At 59.7% G+C, this 21125-nt stretch carries 22 protein-coding genes, 1 tRNA gene and 1 pseudogene; 7 read left to right on the forward strand and 17 right to left on the reverse strand.

Annotation, left to right across the window (positions count from 1 at the left end):
- Window positions 1–40 precede the first annotated feature (40 nt).
- Window positions 41–1261, reverse strand: a complete 1221-nt coding sequence (locus ACQ4N7_RS24445) for a glycosyltransferase family 4 protein (RefSeq protein ID WP_430714060.1) — start codon at window positions 1259–1261, stop codon at window positions 41–43.
- Window positions 1261–2253 carry a glycosyltransferase gene (locus tag ACQ4N7_RS24450; protein ID WP_430714061.1) on the reverse strand — a complete coding sequence of 331 codons (993 nt, stop codon included), beginning with the start codon at window positions 2251–2253 and terminating at the stop codon, window positions 1261–1263. Before ACQ4N7_RS24450 ends, ACQ4N7_RS24445 begins: the two co-directional genes overlap by 1 nt.
- 110 nt (window positions 2254–2363) lie before the next feature.
- On the opposite strand from ACQ4N7_RS24450, the gene ACQ4N7_RS24455 reads away from it, so the two are divergent.
- Window positions 2364–3272 (forward strand): phosphodiester glycosidase family protein, encoded by a 909-nt coding sequence (locus ACQ4N7_RS24455; protein ID WP_430714062.1) that lies wholly within the window; start codon window positions 2364–2366, stop codon window positions 3270–3272.
- A 309-nt stretch (window positions 3273–3581) separates the two neighbouring features.
- On the opposite strand, the gene ACQ4N7_RS24460 is transcribed toward ACQ4N7_RS24455, so the two are convergent.
- The 8 genes from ACQ4N7_RS24460 to ACQ4N7_RS24495 all read right to left on the reverse strand — a co-directional run bounded on the left by ACQ4N7_RS24460 (window position 3582) and on the right by ACQ4N7_RS24495 (window position 11195).
- Complete coding sequence (locus ACQ4N7_RS24460; protein ID WP_430714063.1) at window positions 3582–4280, reverse strand: lecithin retinol acyltransferase family protein; 699 nt, start codon at window positions 4278–4280, stop codon at window positions 3582–3584.
- 140 nt (window positions 4281–4420) lie between these two features.
- A complete protein-coding gene (locus ACQ4N7_RS24465; protein ID WP_430714064.1) occupies window positions 4421–4996 on the reverse strand; it encodes a hypothetical protein in 576 nt (191 codons plus the stop codon).
- A gap of 23 nt (window positions 4997–5019) precedes the next feature.
- Window positions 5020–5946, reverse strand: a complete 927-nt coding sequence (locus ACQ4N7_RS24470) for a zinc-dependent metalloprotease family protein (protein WP_430714065.1) — start codon at window positions 5944–5946, stop codon at window positions 5020–5022.
- Window positions 5947–6022: 76 nt separating this feature from the next.
- On the reverse strand, window positions 6023–9394 hold the full coding sequence (gene recJ / locus ACQ4N7_RS24475; RefSeq protein ID WP_430714066.1) for a single-stranded-DNA-specific exonuclease RecJ: 3372 nt from the start codon (window positions 9392–9394) through the stop codon (window positions 6023–6025).
- Window positions 9395–9625: 231 nt separating this feature from the next.
- The gene (locus ACQ4N7_RS24480; RefSeq protein ID WP_430714067.1) at window positions 9626–9901 is read right to left on the reverse strand and encodes a type II toxin-antitoxin system RelE family toxin; all 276 of its coding nucleotides are present in this window, start codon (window positions 9899–9901) and stop codon (window positions 9626–9628) included.
- Window positions 9901–10200, reverse strand: a complete 300-nt coding sequence (locus tag ACQ4N7_RS24485; protein ID WP_430714068.1) for a hypothetical protein — start codon at window positions 10198–10200, stop codon at window positions 9901–9903. The genes ACQ4N7_RS24480 and ACQ4N7_RS24485 overlap by 1 nt, the downstream gene beginning before the upstream one ends.
- A 68-nt stretch (window positions 10201–10268) precedes the next feature.
- Window positions 10269–10350: transfer RNA gene (locus ACQ4N7_RS24490), tRNA-Leu, on the reverse strand.
- Complete coding sequence (locus tag ACQ4N7_RS24495) at window positions 10329–11195, reverse strand: M48 family metallopeptidase (RefSeq protein ID WP_430714069.1); 867 nt, start codon at window positions 11193–11195, stop codon at window positions 10329–10331. Before ACQ4N7_RS24495 ends, ACQ4N7_RS24490 begins: the two co-directional genes overlap by 22 nt.
- 243 nt (window positions 11196–11438) lie before the next feature.
- Between ACQ4N7_RS24495 and ACQ4N7_RS24500 the strand changes: the two genes are divergently transcribed.
- From ACQ4N7_RS24500 to ACQ4N7_RS24510, 3 genes are all read left to right on the forward strand, one after another.
- Window positions 11439–11804 carry an EamA family transporter gene (locus ACQ4N7_RS24500; RefSeq protein ID WP_430714070.1) on the forward strand — a complete coding sequence of 122 codons (366 nt, stop codon included), beginning with the start codon at window positions 11439–11441 and terminating at the stop codon, window positions 11802–11804.
- 119 nt (window positions 11805–11923) lie between these two features.
- Window positions 11924–12565, forward strand: coding sequence for an AAA family ATPase (locus ACQ4N7_RS24505; protein ID WP_430714071.1), 642 nt, complete (start codon window positions 11924–11926; stop codon window positions 12563–12565).
- Window positions 12566–12842: 277 nt separating this feature from the next.
- Complete coding sequence (locus tag ACQ4N7_RS24510) at window positions 12843–13961, forward strand: site-2 protease family protein (protein WP_430714072.1); 1119 nt, start codon at window positions 12843–12845, stop codon at window positions 13959–13961.
- A 113-nt stretch (window positions 13962–14074) separates the two neighbouring features.
- Here ACQ4N7_RS24510 and ACQ4N7_RS24515 read toward each other — a convergent pair whose 3' ends face one another.
- Window positions 14075–14851 (reverse strand): Mut7-C RNAse domain-containing protein, encoded by a 777-nt coding sequence (locus ACQ4N7_RS24515; RefSeq protein ID WP_430714081.1) that lies wholly within the window; start codon window positions 14849–14851, stop codon window positions 14075–14077.
- A 264-nt stretch (window positions 14852–15115) separates the two neighbouring features.
- Here ACQ4N7_RS24515 and ACQ4N7_RS24520 point away from each other — a divergent pair, with 264 nt between their 5' ends.
- Window positions 15116–15604, forward strand: a complete 489-nt coding sequence (locus tag ACQ4N7_RS24520; protein WP_430714073.1) for an orange carotenoid protein N-terminal domain-containing protein — start codon at window positions 15116–15118, stop codon at window positions 15602–15604.
- A gap of 164 nt (window positions 15605–15768) precedes the next feature.
- On the opposite strand, the gene ACQ4N7_RS24525 is transcribed toward ACQ4N7_RS24520, so the two are convergent.
- Together ACQ4N7_RS24525 and ACQ4N7_RS24530 are read right to left on the reverse strand one after the other, a co-directional pair.
- Window positions 15769–17544 (reverse strand): ABC transporter ATP-binding protein, encoded by a 1776-nt coding sequence (locus ACQ4N7_RS24525; protein WP_430714074.1) that lies wholly within the window; start codon window positions 17542–17544, stop codon window positions 15769–15771.
- Between the two features lie 120 nt (window positions 17545–17664).
- Entirely contained in the window at window positions 17665–17865 is a 201-nt protein-coding gene (locus ACQ4N7_RS24530; protein WP_430714075.1) for a type II toxin-antitoxin system HicB family antitoxin, read from the reverse strand.
- 191 nt (window positions 17866–18056) lie between these two features.
- Between ACQ4N7_RS24530 and ACQ4N7_RS24535 the strand changes: the two genes are divergently transcribed.
- Both ACQ4N7_RS24535 and ACQ4N7_RS24540 read left to right on the forward strand, forming a co-directional pair.
- Window positions 18057–18389 carry a nucleotidyltransferase domain-containing protein gene (locus ACQ4N7_RS24535; protein ID WP_430714076.1) on the forward strand — a complete coding sequence of 111 codons (333 nt, stop codon included), beginning with the start codon at window positions 18057–18059 and terminating at the stop codon, window positions 18387–18389.
- Window positions 18358–18732: a HEPN domain-containing protein gene (locus ACQ4N7_RS24540; protein WP_430714077.1), complete on the forward strand. Its 375-nt coding sequence runs from the start codon at window positions 18358–18360 to the stop codon at window positions 18730–18732. The genes ACQ4N7_RS24535 and ACQ4N7_RS24540 overlap by 32 nt, the downstream gene beginning before the upstream one ends.
- Here the strand turns inward: ACQ4N7_RS24540 and ACQ4N7_RS24545 are convergent.
- The 4 genes and pseudogenes from ACQ4N7_RS24545 to ACQ4N7_RS24560 all read right to left on the reverse strand — a co-directional run.
- Window positions 18729–20519, reverse strand: coding sequence for an ABC transporter ATP-binding protein (locus ACQ4N7_RS24545; RefSeq protein ID WP_430714078.1), 1791 nt, complete (start codon window positions 20517–20519; stop codon window positions 18729–18731). The genes ACQ4N7_RS24540 and ACQ4N7_RS24545 overlap by 4 nt on opposite strands.
- 47 nt (window positions 20520–20566) lie before the next feature.
- Window positions 20567–20665 (reverse strand): annotated as a pseudogene (locus ACQ4N7_RS24550) (DUF5996 family protein); the annotation flags it as partial.
- A gap of 12 nt (window positions 20666–20677) precedes the next feature.
- Window positions 20678–20860, reverse strand: coding sequence for a DUF5996 family protein (locus ACQ4N7_RS24555; protein ID WP_430714079.1), 183 nt, complete (start codon window positions 20858–20860; stop codon window positions 20678–20680).
- A partial coding sequence (locus tag ACQ4N7_RS24560) for a DUF5996 family protein (protein ID WP_430714080.1) occupies window positions 20835–21125 on the reverse strand: 291 nt, incomplete at its 5' end. The genes ACQ4N7_RS24560 and ACQ4N7_RS24555, both read right to left, overlap by 26 nt.

Genomic DNA, 21125 nt, shown 5'->3' on the forward strand with positions numbered 1-21125 from the left:
CCAGCCCTGTTCAAAATTATACTCAACCTATTTTTTCTGTTCACAGGGTGTATTTACCGTACAAAACTGCCTCGTAGGCTTCCCCCGCTTTCTCCCAGGTGAAGGTGGTTTCGATTAGCTCACGACCGCGCGCCGAGAGGGTGGCGCGCAGTTCTGGTTGGTCGAATAGCTGGCCGATCGCCCCCACGTACTCCTCCACGCTGTTGGCCCGCAGCGCCCGCTGGGGCTGGTCTACGGCCAGACCTTCGAGGCCGCGATCGCTGGCCACTACCGGCACCCCCGCCGCCATTGCCTCCAGGGTTTTGTTCTTAATGCCAAAGCCAATCCGCATGGGCACTACGCACACCGTCGCTCGGTGCAGGTACTCAGCTACTGAATCTACCCGCCCGGTGACAACCACGCCCGGCAAATTCCCCAGCGCCTGCACCTCTGCCGTGGGTTTGTTGCCCACCAGATAAAGAGTTACATCGGGGTAGCGCTGGCGCAGGGGCGGCAGAATGGCCTGGGCCAGAAATTTGGCGGTGTCTACGTTGGCGATATAGTCCATTGCGCCGACAAAGACCAGGCTGTGGCCGCCGGGGTCGGCAGGGCGGTAGGGGAACTGCACCAGATCGACGCCGTTGGGCACCACGTGAAGGGGAGTTTGGCCTGCGATCGCGGCAAAGAACTGACGGTCTTCTTCGGTGGTGATCACCAGGTCGGTGAATTTTTGGGCGTAGCAGCGTTCGTAGCGGCGCAGCAAGGGCAGGTTGAGGCGATCGCGCAGCGGCTTTTCGGCGGTCCCGGTCTGGAGCTGGTTCACCAGGGTGCCGTAGAGCGAGCTGTGAATGTCGACCACCACCTTCGGCACCCGCTGGCGGTAGCTGGGCCGCACGAAAACTTCATTGACGCTGTGTTCGCAGGTGATGGCGTCGCAGTGGCCGCCCTCGACCCACTCGTCAATCCACTGCTGCATAGCGGGGGCGTGCAGGTAGGTGGTGCTGGGGGGCGTGCCGGTGGCGAGAAAGTGGGCAAAGCGGCTGACCTTGCCAGGCAGGCCGGGCCGCAGGTCGGCGGCAGTGGGGCGGGGAAAGCAGACCAGCTTGGTGACGCAGGTGGCGAGGGTGGCAACCTCGTCGTCGGTGACTTCGGGCGATCGCTGCGTCACCAGCGTTACCTCATGGCTCTGGCTCAGGTGCTTGAGCAGGTAAAACGTGCGAATCTGGGTGCCCCCCAGGGTCGGCGGGTAGGGAAACGTCGTAGAGATGATCAAAATTCGCATCAACTGGGTTCTCCCAATCGAGAAATCATGCGGGCGGCAGCGGGCAACACGGCCTGGGCCTGTCCCTGAGTGCGGGCCTGGGCACACCACAGATCCAGCGGGGTGATCGCTAGCTCCAAAGCAGTGCCGTGTCTGCTCAGGAACTTAACGCTTGCCTGGGGCAATTCTTTTAAGCCCCAGCGCAGCAGGCGATAGCGGATTTCTCTAGCGGTAAGGGGGCGCATCAGTTCAACGCCGTGCAGGTCGTGCAGGTAGCGGTTGGAGCAGCCGTAGCGGTACCACTGGCTGTGCAGGCCCTTCAGGGTATCGCGGTGGCGATGGTAGACCACGGCATCGGCGGCATGAACAAGTTGCCAGGATGTCTCTTGCTGAATGCGCCAGCACAGATCGGCGTCACCGCCCGTAGTCAGGTGGGGACGAAAGAGGCCAACTGTACCCAAAATTTTGGCCCGCACCGCCAGGTTTGCGGTTTGGCCGTAGGGCAAAAAGGAATGATTCAGCGTGTTCTGCTGGGAGAGGGTGCCCTGGCGATCGGCGTAGCGCTCTAGCCAGTTTTGGCTGGGCAGGGCTTTGATTTCGCCTGCGACCAGGCCCACGGAATTATCGGCAAAGGGCTGCACCAGGGCGGGGAGCCAGCCCGGTTCTGGCTGGCAGTCGGCATCGGTAAAGGCCAGGATGTCTGCGGTGGCGGCGGCGATGCCAGCGTTGCGGGCGGCGTAGGAGCTTTGGATGGTGCTGGAGGTGAGGGCGCGGAGGCGGATTCCCTGAGCAGCGGCGGTAGCAGTGGCGGCTTTGAGCAGGTCGGGGGTGCGATCGCGGCTGCCGTTGTCCACCAGCAGGTACTCGACGCGATCGGCGGGGTACTGCTGCCCCAGCAGACGCTCTAACAGCTCGGGCAGATCGGCCTCGCCATTGTAGACGGGCACGATTACCGATACCGTGGGGTAAACTTTCGGCCCGGTGTCGCTGGTTGTTACGGTCGGAACGGCCATGGGCTGCAACCAAAACTGGTTCCAGTATGCCCAGCCTCGAACTGGATCGCTTGCCGCGATGGCGATCGCCAAAGCCGCTATACTGCTGAGCGCAGCCTGTAGTTGACGCTATGCATTCCCTGCTTCGACCTGCTCTCGCCGTTGGTCTGTCCACTGCGATCGGCCTGTTTGGCTGCGCCCCTTTACCCCAGGCAGACGCAGATTCTAGCCCTGAGGTTGCCCCAGAAGCGCCACCGATGCCGCCGGTTTATGAAACGGTGAGTTTGCCTGCCGCTACGGTGCATGTTGTGACGATTCCCGACCCGGTGCGCTATCCGGTGCGAGTGGCAGTGGTGGATGATCTGGCGCGGGTGGATGCGATCGCGGCTCAAGTCTGTGAACCAACAGGATGTGTAGCGGCAGCGATCAACGCCGGTTTTTTTGACCCCAACAATGGCCTCACAACCTCCCACGTTGTGCAGGATGGGGCGCTGGTGGTTGACCCCAGCCAGAACGAGCGGCTGGTGGGCAATCCAGACCTGGCCAGCTACATGGATCGCATTCTCAATCGGTCGGAGTTTCGCCGCTACGACTGTGGCGGTGCCCCCAGCTACGACATCACATTTCATAGCGACCCGGTGCCAGCGGGCTGTGCCCTGGTGGATGCGGTGGGGGCTGGCCCGCAGCTGCTACCGCAGGATACATCGGTGGAGGAGGGTTTTGTAGACCCGGCGGTCAACCGCGATGCCCTGGGTAGTCGGTCGGCGAATGCGCGATCGGCGGTGGGTATTAAGGCCGATGGCAGCGTGGTGCTGGTGATGGCGGCGCAGGTGCCGGGGGTGTCGCCCAGCGGGATGACGATGGCGGAGATGGCGGGGGTGATGGGCGATCGCGGCGTGGTGAAAGCTCTCAATCTCGACGGCGGCAGTTCTTCAACGCTGATTTACCAGGGCACCGTCCACTATGGCCGTCTCAATGCATCGGGGGAATTGGTGCAGCGCCCGGTGAAATCGATCCTGTGGGTTGAAAACCTCCCGTAGGGGCAAACGGTAGTTTGCCTAGCGCAAAGTCGATGGTTGCAAGCGCAAACCCTGGTGCAGCCGAGGTCTGGGCCAAAGCCAGACTTACCGCTGGGGGCGTTTCGATTGCCCCCAGACCCCGTCGACCAAGGCCGTTCCGCCGCCCTGGACCCAACGGAAGGATTGGGCTATGCATTGCTAAGTTGGGCAAAGTCTGTCCGTCTCAACCGTGAGCGATCCCGGAAATAGCAGATAGAGTTCTCTTGCGCCTCCGCTGTACCCCATCCCACTCATCCACCCTCCTACCCACCCACTCACCTACCCAGCCACTCACCCACCCACCTGCCTCTCGGCAAAGGCTCGATTGCGCTGAAGATTCAGCTCTAATTCCACCAGGTCGCTAAGCTGGGCGGTGAGCATTTCGGCCCGTTTGCTGGCGGCGACTTTGCGGTGCAGGGCGGCGCGGGCCAGGTCTTCGCGGCTGTTTTTGAGGGCTTTTTGGGCGACATGGTGCCAGTCGCGAACGTCTTTTTGGGCCGATTGCTGGTCGGCGAGGGTGGTGTTATAGGCGGTGGCGATGTCGCCCAGGGCTTTTTGAAAGTTGGCGCGGGCTTGTTCGGGGGTGGTGACGTGATGGTCGCGATCGGCCAGTCGCCGCAGTTCGGGCAGGTTGAGCTGGTCGGGGCGCAGGCCAAAGTTGAGCAGCTGTCGGCTCTCGCTGCGGCCCGTGGTGCACCAGGTGGCAAAGTGTTCGCAGTTGTTTTGCAGCAGGTCGTACTGGCGCTCGCCCAGGCGGCTGGTGGCCCGCTCGATCACGGTTTCGGGGGTGTAAATGACGGACTGGCGAACGGGGTAGACCGGGTTGCTCCAGGAGAAGGCGGCATAGCTGGTGCGGGCGATTTCGGCGATTTCTCTGGCTTTGCTGTAGTGAATGACGGTGTCGTCGCCACAGTCGATGCCGTGGTGCTGGTAGAGGCCTGGCACCCCAGCCAGGTCGCGCATGACGTAGATTTGATCGCCCTTGGCCATAGCTGCTGCCTCATGTCGTCTTCTTTTATAAATAGCAGCCCTGGCGCTGACCGACGGTGCGGATACACGCCCCAGGCTTTTTGGGTCGGGCGTGGCAGCGCTAGTGGATAGGCACTACAGCCAGAATTGGCGACAAATCCTTAAAATTGCAGGTCTCCCGTGGCCAGATCGAGGGTGAGGCGACCTCCAGCGGTTGGGATAGACACCTGAGCGCCATCGCGCCGCAGTTCTGGATTGCCGCTGAGCCAGAAGCCCCAGGCGGCCTGTTCGACAACCTCGGCCCGAGACTGATTGGTGACGGTCACAATATCGTCGAAGCTGTGCTGGGCTTTGATTTCTCCATCGGCCCCCATCACCACGATCGCGTAGGGGCTGGCGACGTTAATCCATTCGTCGAGCAGGATGACGGTGCCGCTGTCGTTCACCAGGCCCAGGCGGGGGCCGTAGCTGTGGGGCAGAGGGCGCGACCAGACCTGCTGGCAGCGATCGCCCCTGGTCTCAAACAGGCTCGCTGTGGTGCGCCGAGTTCCTTCAGCCTCTTGTTCTAGCGTTAAAACCAGGTGATAGGTGCCCGCTGGCGATGCGTCGTGGCGCAGCAGCGGCGGGTAAGGAATGGCATCTCGGCCCAGCATAGGCAGCGCTTGCGACAGCAGACTGGGCTCAGGTCGGGGTAGATCGGGGGGAAGTGGGGCGATCGCCAGCTGCCCTGACAACATTCCGCCAACCAAGCCGCCCAGCACTACGACCTCCTGGGTTGCCAACCCAGGTACCCCGCCAGCAGCGCCGCCGTTATAAAACTCATCGCCGGGCCGTTGGGAATCGAGCGCGGAGGTGGAGGATCGACAAAGGCCGATTCGGGCTGCAGGGCCAGATGGGTAACCGGAGGCAGAGCGTCAGGGGAGAGTACGGCGTCGGCCAACAGCGGCGTTTCAGAGACCGAAGCGGGGATGCTGTCTGCCGCCAGCCCTGGGTTAGAGCGGGTAAAACCGCTGTCGCGGACAACCTCAATCTGGCGGTTGGTGAGGCGATCGAGATTGGCACCGTCGGGGGTAATGTCGTCGAGGGTGCTGGGCGAATTGCGAAAGCCGCCGTCGGTCATCAGGTTATTTGCGCCACCGGCTCCAAAGCCCTCATGGGTGAGGCCCAGGTTGTGGCCAATTTCGTGGGCGACGGTATCGAGGCGGCCGACACCGTTGTTGAAGGTCAAAATCTCGTCATCAATTACAACGCCGTTCTGGCCAATCCAGCCCAGCCCCAGGGTGTCAAACCCTTCAAAAGGGAAAATGCTCTCCACAAACCACAGGCTGATGGGGCCACCCGTGCGGGTTGAGAAGGGGTTGCGGCCAAAGGCCCCGGCCCCGCCCGCAAAGGACAGTTCCGCAAACTCATCCTGACTGTCGATGGTGAGAAAGCGGCTGGCGTTGAGCCGGTTAGGGGCCAAAAAGCTGACGTCGAGGTTGGCCTGAGCCCAAATTTTACGGGTCGCTTCCTCAAAGGTGGCTAGATCAGCGCAGAACAGGCCAAAGTCGTCACACACCTGAATGGGCTGAATGTTGACAAACCGAGTTGGGCCGCTGCTGCCCTGCCCCTCGCCCGAGCACGAAGCCAGCGCCGCCGAGAGACCGCAAACCAGTAAAAACCGGGGCTGAAGAGGCAGGTTGACCATTGGGTGCAGGGTAAATACTTGAGTTAGGCAGCGCTTTCAGACCACCTTACCCCGAGCAACCGTAGGATCAGGGAGGTCAACCAAAAATTTTCTGTAAAATTCCTTTTTTTTGACGCTGGCCCAGCACCAATTGTTGCAGCATTTGCCCTTGCCACAGGGGCAACGACTCGTTAGCCTGCTGTAGCTGCCCCACCTGGGCCAGGTCTGACGCTGCCTCGGCCCCGCCTCCGGTCAGCCAGCGGGCAATGGGGTGATCCCACCCCTGCAGAAATTCGTCGAGCATCACCCGGTGGCTGTCGTCAATGGGAAAGGGGGTTTCGCTGGTGTCGGCCTGAGTGGTTTCGTGCAGACCTTTGCGAGGCTTGGTCTTGGCCGTTAGGGCTTTGGCGGTCAGCGATCGCCAGGTTTCGCTCAGCAGGGGAGGCAGCATAGCCAAACTCGCTGCCTCAGCCATATCGCTGGCTAGGGTAGCCATATCGCGATCGCCAATTTCGTCGCCGTAGCGGGCAAAGTCGACCAGCAGTGGTTGCAGCAGCTCGCGATCGAGCACCGTACTCAGCCCTGCCACAGCAGCGCCATCGACGGTGGGGCCGCTGGCGGCAGACAGGTGGGCCACGGCCAGGGCCAGATCTTTCTGGCTCTCGGCACTGAGGCAAAACCAGACGCGATCGCTCAGGGTCTGCCGCACCTGCTGCCTGGCCTCGTCTAGCTTTAGCGCTGGAGCCGCCGCCGGAGGTTTATTGACAACCGCAGGCGCGCTAGCGGCGGACGGCGGCGGGGCCTTGGGGGCAGGCGGTTTTGGCTGAACGGGGGGCTGAACCGATGGGCTCTCCACCATCGCGGGCTGAACCGGCAGCGCTTCAACTTGCGCCGCTAAAAAGGCCGCTTTTTCGGCCTGCCCCGAAGGTTTTTGCCCGGTTTCAGGGAGCGGTGGAGCTGGGGTTTGAGCCGCCAGAAGAGCCGCATTCTCAGCCTCTAGCGCGTTCAGTCGCGCGTCTTTTTGGGCCAGCAGGGCTGTCTGTTCGGCCAGCAGAGCTTCGGCCTCAGCTAGCTGCCGGGTCAGTTTTTGCAGCTCTATTGCCGCCGCCCCGGCCCGCACCAGGTTGCCGTAGTGGGGTTCGCTCAGATCGACCGGCTTAGCCGACTCGCCAGGTGGATAGAGCCAGCCCTGGGGGTCGCCCCGCTTGACCACCAGGCGCTGACCCTCGGGGTTGCTGATAGTCAGAATATCGATGCCGACGACGGTAGCGGTGGTAGCGGTGTAGCGGCGGTTGCTGTAGGTAAAGTCGACGTCGATGGTAGGAGCTGCAGTCGCAGACGGGGGTGTGCCCGTCGGCTCAGACAGAGCCGGTTCAGGCAGGGCCGGTTCAGGCGATTCTGCGATGGGGAGATTGGCCTCTTCGTCCGACCAGGCTGGGGCCGCGTCAAAGTCCTGCACTGGCGCTGAGGTAGGGGTGGCGATGGTCGAAGACCGACCCCGAGGGGCCGTCGCTCTGGGCAAGTCTGCCGCCGAGCCAGAGGCATACCCCGGCTCAGCCTCTTCTCGCAGCGGTGCGGGTTGATAGGCGGGCACTGCCCCCCCAACCGAAATCTTCGGGAGCGATGGCCCAGCCAGACGAGCGGGCACCGCAGCTGCCGTAGAGCCTGCCCTGGCCCCGGCTACCGGACTAGCCCCCGCTGCCAGCTGCACCCCCACCAGCTCCAGTTCGACGCTAGTGGTGCCCTGCCACTCGTTTTGCTTCAGCTTGTAGGCGACATCGAGGCGATCGGGCAGGGGGTAATATTCGCCCCAGCGCCAGGCGATCGCCTTGATCGTCGTATTGCCGCCCGCTTCCCCCAGCACCAGCTTGAGGTGGTCGCGGTTGCGGCCCACGGTCTGCTGCTCCAGCACCCGCAGGTTCGGTGTCCAGAATACCGGGTCGGGGTTCTCAATGCCGCAGGGATGCAGGTGATCGATCTGGTCAAACAGGCCCTGGTCGATGTCGCTGAGCTGGGCCTGAGCATCAATTTTGACCAGGGGCTTGAGCAGATCGACCGAGAGCGTCTGGCAGGCGTAGTGGGACAGCCGCGTGGTCACCTGGCGCAGTCGGTTAGCCAAAAACGAGAAGCCCCCCGCCGCCCGGTGGCCGCCAAACTTTTCCATCAGGTCGTGGCAGCTCTGCAGGGCGGCAAACACGTCAAATTCAGGAATGCCCCGCGCCGAACCGCGAATGATTTTGTGGTCGTCGTCTTCATAGGTGCCAATGAAGACGGGCACGCCGTAGCGCTCCACCAGCCGCGAGGCCACAATGCCAATCACGCCGTGGTGCCAGCCGGGATGCACAACTACCAGCACGCGATCGCGCTCCAGATCCACCGTGCCCAGCGCCCGCTGCTGCTCACACCAGGCGATCGCCTCCTGCTCAATACTCTGGCACAGGTCCTGGCGGGTGCCGTTGATCTGCTCACACTGCATGGCCCGCTCCAGCGCCACCCCGACATCGTCGGTGGTCAGCAAGTCGATCACAATCTGCGGTTCGCTGATCCGGCCCACCGCGTTGATGCGCGGCCCCAGGCGAAAGCCAATGTGCTCGGGCTTCAGCGGCTTGCTCTGGTCGGCCAGCCCCGCCACCTGAATCAGCGCCTGAATGCCAAACAACCGCGATCGGGGCAGCAGCCCCAGCCCCCGCCGCACCCAGCGCCGATTTACCCCCGTCAGTGGGGCCAGGTCAGCGATCGTACCCAGGGTAAACAGCTCCAGCAGCGGCCCGGTCAAGTCTTGGGTGCGGCCCAGCGCCTGGGCCAGACACACCGCCAGAATGTAGGCCACCCCCACCCCCGCCACCCCCCGGTAGGGCGAGGTTTCGCTCAGCAGCTTGGGGTTCAAAATCGCGTTGGCTGGCGGAATTTCGGGGGGAACGTCGTGGTGGTCGGTGACAATCACCGCCAGGCCCAACTCTCGCGCTCGCGCGATCGGAGCCACCGCCGCAATGCCGTTATCTACCGTGAGAATGATGCTGACGCCCTCGGCGTAGCAGTCCTCCACAATGCGGGTATTGATGCCGTAGCCCTCGGCCATACGGCTGGGAATGAGGTAGCTAACCTGCGCCCCCAGCGCCCGCAAAGCTCGCAGCAGCAGGGCGGTGCTGGTCATGCCATCGGCATCGTAGTCGCCACAGATGGCGATCGCCTGCTGTGTGCCAATAGCCTCCACCAGCAGCTCCAGACTCGCCGCCAGGTCAGGAAATTCGGCCAGGGGCGACGGCAACTGCTGCCGCTCAGGGTCGAGAAAATCTGCCGCCTGCTCAGAGGTGACAATGCCTCGGTTGATCAGCACCTGAGCCAGCAGCGGCGACAGCCCGGTAGCCTGCGCCAGCGATGCAGCTAATGATGCATTGGCCGTTGCCACCTGCCACCGCTGTAGGGGCAGGCCAGTTGTTGCAGCAGGCGAAATCGCAGAGTCAGTCACAACACAGGGGACACTAGATCATGTGCACTTATCATAGCGGGAGTTCCCGATTTGATTAAACCCGGCTTGGCCCCCCGCAGCCATTCGTAACCCAGCCAGTTTAGAGCACTATGCCAGATCTAGCTGATGGAGCAAAAATCTTTCAAATCAGCAAGTACTCGTTAAAAAGTTAGCTTTAGCGACCTGGTGCGATCGCTGATCAACCTTTTGAAACGGCGGGGAAGAAGCTAATTAGGGAAACTTGCGATAGATATCTTGCCGATGCCGCACTCGGCGAAACTCAACAACCTGGTTTTCTTGATCAATTCGTAAACCCAAACGGTAAGAGCCAAAGCGTACTTTGTAGAAATCATCGTATCCCTTTAGCTTTTCAACTCTGCCAGCACTAGAAGGGTTTTCTTGAACTGCATTGCCGAAGGCAAATCCTTCAATCTGTTGCCTAATTCTTTCTGGGATTTTCGCCAGCTCTTTGTAAAACGTTTTCGTATACCTAACTTGCCAATCCATTAGCCTTCCTTGGCCAAAACTGATTGATAAAAGGCTTTACCAGCTTCTTCGTCCAACCAGTCATCATCGTCAACCTCTTCCATAAGTTGACCTAGGGCTTGATCTTCTAGCCAGTCCATTAGAACCTCAGGTTGAGTGTTCAACAACTGCGCTAACGTAAAAATTGATACCTTAGGCTCTTCAGAAAAGAAAAGAACACCGGGAATATTTTTAGCTTTCAAGAACCTTAAAAATAGGTCTGGTTGAATGCCCAGTATCGAAGCCGATGTTGAAAGATCAAGCGTTAGTGATGTGGTCATTGCGTTTAAGCTAGATGAACACAGGAGAGTTATCAACTAGGAAGAAGATTACTCAATATTTATAGTCATGGGCGGAGCGAGACTCGAACTCGCACAACCGAAGTCGCCACATTTTGAGTGTGGTGCGTCTACCAATTCCGCCATCCGCCCTTGGATGGACTCTCATTATACTCGACTGCCGGGCGTTTAACCAGCTGGTAGTAATCATTCGTGCTGGCCCAGCGATCGATCTCCCTGGCCCGCAGTACAGGCACCGGGTGAGTCAGATCTTGGGTGCGAATTTGCCGCAGGGCGTCGCCCAGGGCATCGGCACTGAGGCTGTCGTAGGCGCGGGCCTGATCGATAAAGGCGTCAACGTTAAGCTGGTCGATGAGCGAGGGCGAGCCGCCGCAGAGCTTCATCAGCAGTGAGGCCACAACGCGGGGGTCTTGGGCGACGAGGAGAGCGGCGCGATCGCAGGTAAACTCGGCACAGCGCACCCACTCCATCAGCCGACTTTGCAGACTTTGGGCCAGCACCCCGCCCAGGGGCAGACTGCCCGCCGCCAGAGTCAACAGGTTGGCCAGGGTGAGGTAAACACTGTGCTCACACTTGAGGTGGCCCAGCTCGTGGGCGATCACCGCCTGGGTTTCTGCTGGCGTCAGCAATTCCAGCAGGGCCGTGTGGATGACGATGAAGGGCTGTTCGCCGCGCATGGCAAAGGTGTAGGCATTGGGCACCGGGTTTTGGCGCACGTAGAGCTGGGGCACCTCCAGGTCAAGAATCTGGCAGGCTTCGACCAGCGAAGTGTGAAGATCGGGCAGCTGGCGATCGCTCACCTGCACACTAGAGGCCAGATGGTCGAGGTGAAACATCCGCTCCGCCAGCGGGGCCAGGGCCATCCGCACCATTACATCGAGCCCCGGCAGCTGCTTCAGGGCGCGGGTGGCTTCAAGATCGAGGGGATGGCGAAACTGGTCGGCGCGCAGCCCAACCAGAAGAGTTTTGCCGGTCATATATTCAGGGAGCTATGCAGTGCCTTCCATCGTAGCTTGGGAAAATAAATCTCATCCAAGTCCAGAAGTAGAGTTCTGTCGGCGGAAAAACTACAGATCTCGAGCTGGACTTGTTATGGGGCTTGGGCGACGGGCCAGTTTCCCTTCACCTCAAAAGTTCGCTACTATACCTCTCTAGCATCTATAGCTGACGCTACTAGCCGCTTATTAACTGCGCTCCAAATACCTGTTTAAGGAAACGCCGTGACGATTCAGGAATTTAGTCTGCTGCTAGCGGCGGTGCTGGCCAGCGCCTGTGGTCAGCTGTTCCTCAAGCTGGGAGCGATGCAGCTCGGCCAGGTTACCAGCGCCAATGCCCTTGGCCACATCTTGAGCATTGCCACCACCCCTGCGCTAGTCGCTGGGTTAATGGCCTACGGAGTCGGCGCGGTGCTCTATATTCTGCTGCTCACGCGGGTTGAACTCAGCGTTGCGGCCCCGGCGGCTTCAATGATCTACCTGGCCTCGGTTTTGATTGGCGTGCTGGTCTTTAAGGAAGATTTGTCGCTCGGTCGCCTGGTCGGGCTGGGGCTGATTATGGGTGGTGTGGTGCTGGTGGCTTCTCGGTAGCGGTAGGTGCAGCAAAGACAACGCCTCTTGATGTCCTATCAGGCAAAGCCGACAATGGGGCCAGGCGATCGCTAGGCTCAAAACAACGGCGTTGCTTGCCCCCATCCCATGCCCATCTCATGATTGTGACCGTCGCCAGCTTTAAAGGAGGCGTGGGCAAAACCACTACCGCCATTCACCTGGCGGCTTTTTTGCAGGGCTACGCCGAAACCTTGCTGATCGACGCCGACCCCAACCAGTCGGCCCTGGCCTGGGCCAGTCGGGGCGAGCTACCCTTTGTGGTGGTCGACCAGTGGCAGGCTGGGGCCATTGCTACCCCCCACGGCCATGTGGTCATCGATACGCCAGCGCGGCCCATTGCCGAAGACCTGGCCCTGCTGGCGACTTCTTGCGATCTGCTGATCTTGCCGACGACTCCCGATATTCTCGCCCTCGATGCCCTGGCGATGATGGTACAGCACCTGGCCGGGCTACCCATCGCCCCCTACCGCATTCTGCTGACCATGATTCCGCCTTACCCCAGCCGGGCCGGAGCTGAGGTTAGAGACATGCTGCTCACGACTGGGCTACCGCTGTTTGAGGGCGGTATTCGCCGCTACGCCGCCTTTCAAAAAGCCGCTCTGGCCGGTACAGCCGTCTATGACGTGAAAGACCCCAAGGCTGAACTGGGTTGGCATGATTATGTCGCCGTTGGTCAAGAGGTCTTGGCGCTAGCGCTTGACGTGGAAAGTCAGGGCAACGAGGAAGAGATCGATTCCTGAGCGGAGTCGAAGGAATGGGCTTATGAAATAGACACTCTGCCTAGGCTAAATGGACAGCCGAGACGGCTACCTCACATAACCACAAACCTTTCCTCCTCACCTTCCTCGCCTCTCTCACACACCTCACCCCCCACGCCAACCCACCCGATTTCCTTCGGTTCTCACCACCTTTGCAGGATTAGAGCCTCTTTAACAGTTCGTTACAATAAGGTCATTGGATAGGAGATGCGTTTCACAGCCAGTCTTTCTGTCCGCAGGTTTAATTACGAGGTGCCCTATGAACGGCAACTTACGGGTAGGGAATCTGTTTGGTATTCCCTTTTATGTGAATGTGTCCTGGTTTTTGGTGCTGGCCCTGGTGACATGGCAGTACGGCAGCGGTTTGGCGGCGGCGTTTCCCACCCTGGGTGGGTCGCTGCCCTGGGTGCTGGGGTTGGCGGCGGCGCTGATGCTGTTTGCCTCGGTGCTGGCCCACGAGCTGGGGCACAGCGTGGCGGCGATGCAGCAGGGCATTGGCGTCAACTCGATTACGCTGTTTTTGTTTGGCGGTTTGGCGGCGCTAGAGAAAGAGTCTGAAACGCCGAAAGGGGCATTTCAGGTGGCGATCGCAGGCCCTCTGGTCAGTTTTGCGCTCTTTGCGCTGTTCTCTGTGGCCGGGCTGGTCTTGCCCCTCTCTGGTCCGCTGGCCGGAATCGTCACGCTGCTGGCCTACATCAACCTGGCTCTGGGTGCCTTTAACCTCATCCCTGGTCTGCCGCTGGATGGCGGCAACGTGCTGAAATCGATTGTGTGGAAGATTACCGGGCAGCCCCACAAGGGCTTGGTGTTTGCCAGCCGCGTGGGTCAACTGCTGGGCTGGACTGCGATCGCCCTCGGGATTGGCTCTGTCTTGGGCATCAGCCCTGTGGGCAGCGTTTGGACCCTGCTAATTGGTCTATTTCTGCTGCAAAATGCCAACCGCACCGCTCAGTTTGGCACCGTGCAGGGCCGTCTGGCTGGCCTGACCGCAAAAGACGCTGTGGCGCAAGATAGCCCGGTGGTAGAGGCCCATACGTCTCTGCGTGAGTTTGCCGACAATGCTCTGCTGGCCGCCCCCTCGGCCTGGCGCAAGTTCTTGGTGGCCGACGAAACGGGGCTGCTGGTGGGTACAGTGCTTGTCGATGCCCTCAAGCAGGTGCCCCGCGAGCAGTGGGAAGACACCACCGTGGCCGCCATTATGGAATCTGCCGGTGACATTGTGACCGTGGGTGCCGAGCAGCCGTTGATGGAGGTCATCAAGACGCTAGAAACCCGCAAGATTCAGGCGCTGGCGGTGATTGGTAACGACGGCTCGCTGGCCGGTTTGCTGGAGAAGGCTTCGATTCAGGCGCTGCTGCAATCGCCTCAGGCGGCTTAACCCCTGCTTAAAGCCCGTTAGCAAGCGCCTCAGCTCAAACGCAGATCAGCTTCGTCTGGTCTGCGTTTTTTGCGGTCGGTTGACATCGTAAGCGCAATAGCGATCGCTATATTTCAAACACCGCTATCGTCTGGCTGAACGCTCGTGCCGGTTGCTAACGTCACCCGATCGACTAGCTGCTGAATGCGATCGTAGTGGGCACCTTTCCAGTAGATTTGGCCACAGCTCTGGCAGCGCGAAAACGCGTCGTAGTGCAGGCGAGTCAGGGGCGGAATGCGATCGCAAATTTCGGCTTTATCCACAGCAGTTAACCGCCCGTTGCAGCGGGGGCACCGCTCTAGGGGCGCAACGGCATTGTGCAGATGAAAGCGATCTAACACCTCTTTAGCCTGCTGCTCTGGCACGTGGGAACGAACAATATACCCATGAGTCACCAGGCTGCGCTTGAGCAGCCCCCGGTCTTGGGTCAGCAAAATTCGCTGCTGCTGGCTAGAGATTTGGGCCAGTTCGGCATCGCCGTAGTCGCGGCGATAAAGGGCGTCAAACCCGAGCAGTCGCAGGTAGGTGGCAAGCTTGCCCAGGTGCACATCCAGCACAAATTTGATCTGGGGCAGGGGGGCAGGGCGCACCAGCGAGGTGCCCCCAACCTCAAGCGATTTGAAGTGAGGATAAACGCTGACGCGATCGCCGTTTTGAGTCAAGTAGTCAAACCCTACTGATTTGCCGTTGACAAGAATTAAATCGACTTCGGGATGCGGCACTCCCAAAGATTCGATCGCATCTTTAATCGAGGCCGGTTCATTCAGCCAGTGAATGAACTCTGTCTGTTTGCGCTCTGGCGCTAAAAAATCATTTAACTCGGCATAGAACCGAAACACCAGCCGCTGCATCGAGATCACTGGTTTACTGCACTGCAGTCATCGTAACCACCCCCGCAGGGATCGCGTCTTAGCCGTACAGAAGTGACTGGATTCAAGCATTTCATGCTCAGGTCATTAGTGCTTTCCCTGTCTCCAGGCTAGCCCTGTTTCTGGCTCACGACAGAGGGAATGGGGCAAATATTAAGTTAAGTTACACACAGCCAGTCAAGGCACAGAGCGCCAAATCTGTGTTCTGCTGCCCATTGCTAGCTCAACTGTAGAACAGGATTTTTTATGACCAATTACACAGCCGCAGTCAACAACTCTGACCAAGCCATATCCATTTTTCAACGCTTAGACGTAGACGAGCAGCTAGCGCTGTTGTGGTTCGTCTATGAGCAGATGGGCAACTCAATTACCCCTGCTGCACCTGGCTCAGCCTCCCCAGAAATCGCGACAGGCCTCTACAACCAGGTTAAGGAGCAAGAGCAGCAGCAGCAGCTCGACACCATGCGTGCGATCGCCCGCAAAGACCACGCCAACCAAATTAGCCGCGAGTACGGCTCTCTGGCTGCTAATACCAAACTAGCCTTCTGGTACTTCCTGGCCCAGGGTATGACCAGCGGCGAGATCATCCCCATGCCCGACGACTACAAACTCACCAGCCAGGGCCAGGATCTGCTGGCCGCCCTCGAAACCATGGGCTTTGAAGAGCAAATCAATATTCTGCGCAGTGCCGCCGAAGGCATGGGCAGCGAACCCGCCAGCGGCGCTAACGTGTAGGTCAAAATCCCCCTGCATAGCTTCACTCAGACATTCAAAGGATTGTCCCGACCGGGGCAGTCCTTTTTTTGCGTTGCTGAATTGGGGATGGTCGGGTGGGAGGTGGGCAGTGCCTACCCTGGGGTGTTCGGGAGTGGGCTCGTTGCCAGTCATTCCCTGCCCCCTTACTCTGCCGTACCGAGCTGAAGCGCGTAGAGATTGGCGTAAACTCCCCCCTTCGCCATCAGCTCGGCGTGGGTGCCCCGCTCCACAATCTCGCCCTGCTGAATTACCAGCACCTGGTCGGCCTGGGTGACGGTGCTGAGGCGGTGGGCAATGACAAAGCTGGTGCGGTTTTGCAAGAGGGTTGCGATCGCATCCTGCACCAGCCCCTCCGTGCGCGTATCGATGCTGCTGGTGGCCTCATCGAGCACCAGAATGCGGGGGTCAATCAGCACCGCGCGGGCAATGCTCACCAGCTGGCGCTGGCCCTGGCTCAGGGGTGCGCCCCGCTCGCCCAGCCGGGTGCTGTAGCCCTGGGGCAGGGAGGTAATAAAGTCGTGGGCATTAGCGGTCTGAGCCGCCGCCTCAATATCGGCATGACTGGCGTGGGGCGCACCAAAGGCAATATTTTCGGCCACGGTGCCGCCAAACAGCAGGTTGTCCTGCAGCACAATGCCAATCTGGCGGCGCAGGCTCGCCTGCGTTACCCGACGCACGTCAATGCCGTCGATCTTCACCGCCCCCTCCGACACATCGTAAAACCGCATAATCAGGTTGATAATCGTGCTTTTGCCCGCCCCGGTTGGCCCCACCAGCGCGATCATCTGCCCCGGCTGGGCGCAGAGACTGACCTCCTTCAGCACCCGCTGGTTGGGGGTATAGCCAAACCCCACCGACTCAAACCGCACCTCACCGGCGATCGGGGGCATCTCGGTGGCGTTGGGGGCGTCTTGCAGGGTAGCGGGCTCGTCCAGCAGCAGAAAAATGCGATCGAGCCCCGCCAGCGCCGACTGAGCCTGGGTGTAGAACTGGCTGAGAATCTGAATCGGGCGAAAGAACTGCTGCACGTAGAGCAAAAACGCCGTCACCGTGCCCACCGTCATTGCCCCAGTCACCGCCAGGTAGCCGCCGTAGGCCATCACCCCCGCTGTGGCCAGGGTATTGAGAAAGTCGATGGAGGGCAAAAACGCCGCCGTCACCGCCACCGCCTGCACGTTGGCCCGGCGGTTGGCGGCGTTGAGGCTGTCAAATTCTTCAATGTTGAGCTGGGTGCGGTTAAAGGCCTGGGCCTCTTTTACGCTGCCAATGTCTTCTTCCAGCTTGGCCGACAGGTCGCCGATGGTCTGCCGGGTGACGCGAAACCGCCCCCTGGCCCAGCGGGAGAAAAACCCGGTGGTAAAAATCATCAGCGGCACCACCAGATTGCTCAGCAGCCCCAGCTGCACGTTGATCGCCAGCATGGCGATGATGATGCCCACTAGGCTGAAGGTCTGGCCCAGCACCTGGGGAATCGTCAGGCCAAAGGCCTGGTTCACGGTATTGACATCGTTGAGCAGGCGGCTCATCAGGTCGCCCGCTTCGCTGCGATCGAAAAAACTGACGGGAAGACTCTGAATTTTGTCGAAAATATCCTGCCGCAGCTGCCCCAGCAGCTTTTGCACAATGCCGCCCATGCGCCAGATCTGACCCCGAATCGCCCAGACGCCAACGATGTAAATGACCGTTAGCAACCCCAGCATCCACAGCAGCCCTGGTAGGTTGCCCGCCAAAATCAGGTTGTCGATCGCCCAGCCAATCAGCAGCGGCCCGATCGCCTGAGTCGTAGCCCCGATTGCCACCAGCAGCAGGGCCAGGGGTAACTCCTGGCGGTAGGGCGTAAAGTACCGCAAAAACCGCCCCATCGTCGAAAGCCTGGGCTTGGGTTCTGTTGAGGCATGGGCGGGTGCAGCGAGGCTCATCGGTAGTCGTTCCTTAACGCTTTAGCCGACAAAAGTTAGTCGGATTTCCACTCGGCTTCTGGGATGTCAGCACTGGTCATAATGCTGCGTAACGGGCAGTCAATTGACGTCACCGCCCCATCAAACAAGGATCTCCCGCAACACCGAACCCAGCTCTAAATTAAGGGGTTCTGCCTCAAGATACAGCTCAATCGCCTCTCGAATGTTGTCTAAAGCTTCTTGCTCGGTTTCACCCGCAGAAACGCAGCCCGGCAATTCCGGGCACCAAATCGCCCAATCTCCGGTTTCTGTATCAGGCTCAAGCACCACACGCCATTTCATTGCTTTTCCTCGCCCATAGTCAAAAGCTGGCATCATGCTAGCATTCAAGCCGTTGTGGTCATGGCAGCGCTGTTTGATCCTGGCGATCGCTTTACCAGCAAGCTCTCGCCATCCTCGAACCCAAGTTAGGGGCCAAGCACCCCTAGACGATGGCCACCTATTAGCCGGACGATATGCCCTCACCAAGAGCCATGATCACAGAGCAGCAAATTCACAGACTTTGTCAGTCGATCGCCCATCAATTTAGGCCAGAGAAAATCATCTTGTTTGGCTCCTATGCCTATGGCAGTCCTAGAGCAGACTCAGACGTTGACCTGTTGATTGTCATGCCCCATAAGATTCGCAATGCTGAGATGGCAATGGCCATATGGCGGGCGATTCAGCCAAATTTTCCGGTTGATTTAATTGTCCGCTCACCCAGTGAATTGGTTTGGCGTTATCAGGAGTATGATCCGCTTATTCGTACCGCTGTAGATCAGGGAACTGTTCTCTATGAGCAAAGTCATCCAGGAGTGGATTCGTAAAGCGGATAGCGATTGGAGAACCGCTAACCTGATTTGGGAATCTCCAGAGCCGAACTATGACGCGGTCTGCTTTCACACGCAGCAGTGTGTAGAGAAGCTGATGAAAGCACTCTTAATCTTACGCGAAAAAGTTCCCCCTTATACCCATAATCTGGTCAGTTTAAATGAGTCTTTAAAGGAGGTCTATGCAGAGTGGATAGCTGAGCCTGAGGATTTACAAATGCTGACTTTGGGAGCCACAGCCTACCGTTATCCTGGTGATGATGCAACTGCCCAAGATGCAGAAAACTGTCTGAGAATTGCGGATCAGCTACGCGCCCGCGCACTAACCCTGCTCAGTTAAATATGCGCTTTCTCCACAATCGCTGAGGACTTTACCTGCGATTCTAAAATTACGCCGTAGAGGGGGCTGGTGGCCATCAGGTGTTCGTGGGTGCCCTGGGCGACCAGGCGACCTTTATCCATCAGCAAAATGCGATCGGCGCTGCGCACGGTGCTGATCCGCTGGGCCACCACAAAGGCGGTGCAGGTGCGGCGGCGCATCAGATCGTCGAGGGCGGCCTGGATCTGGGCGGCGGTTTGGGCATCGACGGCGCTGGTGCTGTCGTCGAGAATCAGAATGTTGTAGTCGGTCAGCAGGGTGCGGGCGATCGCAACTCGCTGCTTTTGCCCCCCCGACAGCCCCACCCCGCGCTCGCCGACGATGGTGTCGTAGCCGTCGGGCAGGCTTTCCACAAAGTGATGAATTTGGGCGGCTTTGGCGGCGGCAATCACCTCATCCAGGCTGGCCTCGGGCCTGGCGTAGGTAATGTTGGAGAAAATGGTGCCCGAGAACAGGGTGGTCTCCTGAAAGACGGTGCTGATGCGCGATCGCAGGCTTTCGAGCGTAAAGTCGCGCACGTCGCGGCCATCGATGCGCACGGCCCCGGCGGTGACATCGTAAAAGCGGGGAATCAGGTTGGTGACGGTACTCTTGCCCGAGCCGGTCATGCCCAGGATGGCGATCAGCTCGTTGGGCTTGGTTTCAAAGGAAATTTCGCACAGGGCCGGGCGGGTGGCACCGGGGTAGCGAAACGATACATTTTCAAAGGTGACTCTGCCGCCGCAGGCCGTAAAGGGGACCGCGTGGGGGCGATCGCGAATATCGATGGCCGCGTCAATCACCTCGTAGACTCGCTCAGCCGAGGAGGCCGCCTGGGCGATCGCCGGAGCGGCAAAGCCAATCAGCAAAATTGGCTGCACAATCAGCAGCAGGTAGGCGTTAAACGCCACCAGTTCGCCCACCGAAAAGCGATCGCTAATTACCGCCGCGCCGCCATAGCCCACCACCGCCACCACCACCAGGTTGCTGGCCAAAAAGATAAAAGGGAAGGTATTGCGAATCGCCAAAATGGTCTTCATGTTGGCGGCGATCAGGCCGTTGTTGAGCTGGGTGTAGCGATCGCGCTCGACCCCCTCTCGCACAAAGGCCTTGACCACCCGCACCCCCAGCAGGTTTTCCTGCAAGACTGCATTCAGGTCGCTGAGCTGCTCCTGCACCTGGCGAAACAGCTCGTTGTTGCGGTTAAAGAATCGCGCCATCAGCCATCCCGCCAGGGGCACCACCGTCAGGCTAATCAGCGCCAGCCGCCAGTTCATAGCCAGGAGAATAGTGGCGATCGCCACCAGCGTTGCCGCGCCGCTAATCACCTGCACCAGGCTGGTGCTGAGAAAGGTGCGAATTTGCTCAATGTCGCTGGTGACGCGGGTGAGCAGCTGCGACGTCTGGGCCTGGTCGTGGTAGCTAAAGCTGAGGACTTGAATTTTGCTAAAAATGCGGTTGCGCAGATCGTAGACCACGCTCTGCGACATCGCCTCGGCGCAAAAGCTCTGGCCAAAGTTAAACAGCCCCCGAGCCAGGGCCGCCACCACCAGGGCCGCACCACTCTGGAGCACCACCGTCAGGTTATTTTCGGCAATGCCCTGGTCGATGGCCCAGCGAAACAGCTGTGGCGTCACCGCATAGGCCGCCACCAGCAGCAGCGCACTCACCAGAGCCCCCAGCGTTAACCAGGGATAGCGCCTGAGGCTGCCCAACACTCGCTGTAGCTGCTCTAGAGAAGATCGATCCTGAGACTGAGACTGCACCAATCGCCTGCTCCTACAGCGCCTGCCTCATTCTAGACGGTGTGCTTCAATCACTTGAACCAGGTCTGGCGCAGGGCGGCGGTGTCCCAACTTGCTCGCTTCGCCGCCGCATCGCAGGTGCTGTGCAGAAAGCTCAGCAGCGCCTGGTCGGGGTCATCGGCCTAGCGCACGGCGTCGTAGGGTTTGGTGTTGATTGTAACGGCCAGGCCCAGATCGGCGAGGGCGTTCATAACCGCCCGGTAGAAGTCGGCCACCGATCGCGGCTGTAGAGCGATGGTGCGCACACGGCTCTCGCTGGTGGCAATGCGCAATTGGTGGTCAAAAAAGTCGAAGTCGATTTGCAAAGATCTGATCGTCGTGGGGGATGGGGCCGGTGGTCAGCCCGCGCACGGTCAGGTAGAGCGGCACATGCCAGGAGTGATTGATCCAGGGTGTTTGCACCAGGCGAATTTTGCCAACGATTTGTGTCCACAGATGCAGCGCTGGTTGACTGACAAAACTAATCAGCGCCATAGCAGTACGTGTGTATTTTGAACTCGATTCGATAGGTGCGCTGCTCATGCTGTTTCCGAGACGCCATAGCGGGTTCAGGATCGCGGTTATGAGTGA

Source organism: Nodosilinea sp. AN01ver1, from assembly GCF_050565655.1.
Lineage (GTDB): Bacteria > Cyanobacteriota > Cyanobacteriia > Phormidesmidales > Phormidesmidaceae > Nodosilinea.

Excerpts from the sequence above, each read along its gene's own strand:
- ACQ4N7_RS24445 (WP_430714060.1), bottom strand. The coding sequence starts at position 1,261 with ATGCGAATTTTGATCATCTCTACGACGTTTCCCTACCCGCCGACCCTG.
- ACQ4N7_RS24450 (WP_430714061.1), bottom strand. The coding sequence starts at position 2,253 with ATGGCCGTTCCGACCGTAACAACCAGCGACACCGGGCCGAAAGTTTAC.
- ACQ4N7_RS24455 (WP_430714062.1), top strand. The coding sequence starts at position 2,364 with ATGCATTCCCTGCTTCGACCTGCTCTCGCCGTTGGTCTGTCCACTGCG.
- ACQ4N7_RS24460 (WP_430714063.1), bottom strand. The coding sequence starts at position 4,280 with ATGGCCAAGGGCGATCAAATCTACGTCATGCGCGACCTGGCTGGGGTG.
- ACQ4N7_RS24465 (WP_430714064.1), bottom strand. The coding sequence starts at position 4,996 with ATGTTGTCAGGGCAGCTGGCGATCGCCCCACTTCCCCCCGATCTACCC.
- ACQ4N7_RS24470 (WP_430714065.1), bottom strand. The coding sequence starts at position 5,946 with ATGGTCAACCTGCCTCTTCAGCCCCGGTTTTTACTGGTTTGCGGTCTC.
- ACQ4N7_RS24480 (WP_430714067.1), bottom strand. The coding sequence starts at position 9,901 with ATGGATTGGCAAGTTAGGTATACGAAAACGTTTTACAAAGAGCTGGCG.
- ACQ4N7_RS24485 (WP_430714068.1), bottom strand. The coding sequence starts at position 10,200 with ATGACCACATCACTAACGCTTGATCTTTCAACATCGGCTTCGATACTG.
- ACQ4N7_RS24495 (WP_430714069.1), bottom strand. The coding sequence starts at position 11,195 with ATGACCGGCAAAACTCTTCTGGTTGGGCTGCGCGCCGACCAGTTTCGC.
- ACQ4N7_RS24505 (WP_430714071.1), top strand. The coding sequence starts at position 11,924 with ATGATTGTGACCGTCGCCAGCTTTAAAGGAGGCGTGGGCAAAACCACT.
- ACQ4N7_RS24510 (WP_430714072.1), top strand. The coding sequence starts at position 12,843 with ATGAACGGCAACTTACGGGTAGGGAATCTGTTTGGTATTCCCTTTTAT.
- ACQ4N7_RS24515 (WP_430714081.1), bottom strand. The coding sequence starts at position 14,851 with ATGCAGCGGCTGGTGTTTCGGTTCTATGCCGAGTTAAATGATTTTTTA.
- ACQ4N7_RS24520 (WP_430714073.1), top strand. The coding sequence starts at position 15,116 with ATGACCAATTACACAGCCGCAGTCAACAACTCTGACCAAGCCATATCC.
- ACQ4N7_RS24525 (WP_430714074.1), bottom strand. The coding sequence starts at position 17,544 with ATGAGCCTCGCTGCACCCGCCCATGCCTCAACAGAACCCAAGCCCAGG.
- ACQ4N7_RS24530 (WP_430714075.1), bottom strand. The coding sequence starts at position 17,865 with ATGAAATGGCGTGTGGTGCTTGAGCCTGATACAGAAACCGGAGATTGG.
- ACQ4N7_RS24535 (WP_430714076.1), top strand. The coding sequence starts at position 18,057 with ATGATCACAGAGCAGCAAATTCACAGACTTTGTCAGTCGATCGCCCAT.
- ACQ4N7_RS24540 (WP_430714077.1), top strand. The coding sequence starts at position 18,358 with ATGAGCAAAGTCATCCAGGAGTGGATTCGTAAAGCGGATAGCGATTGG.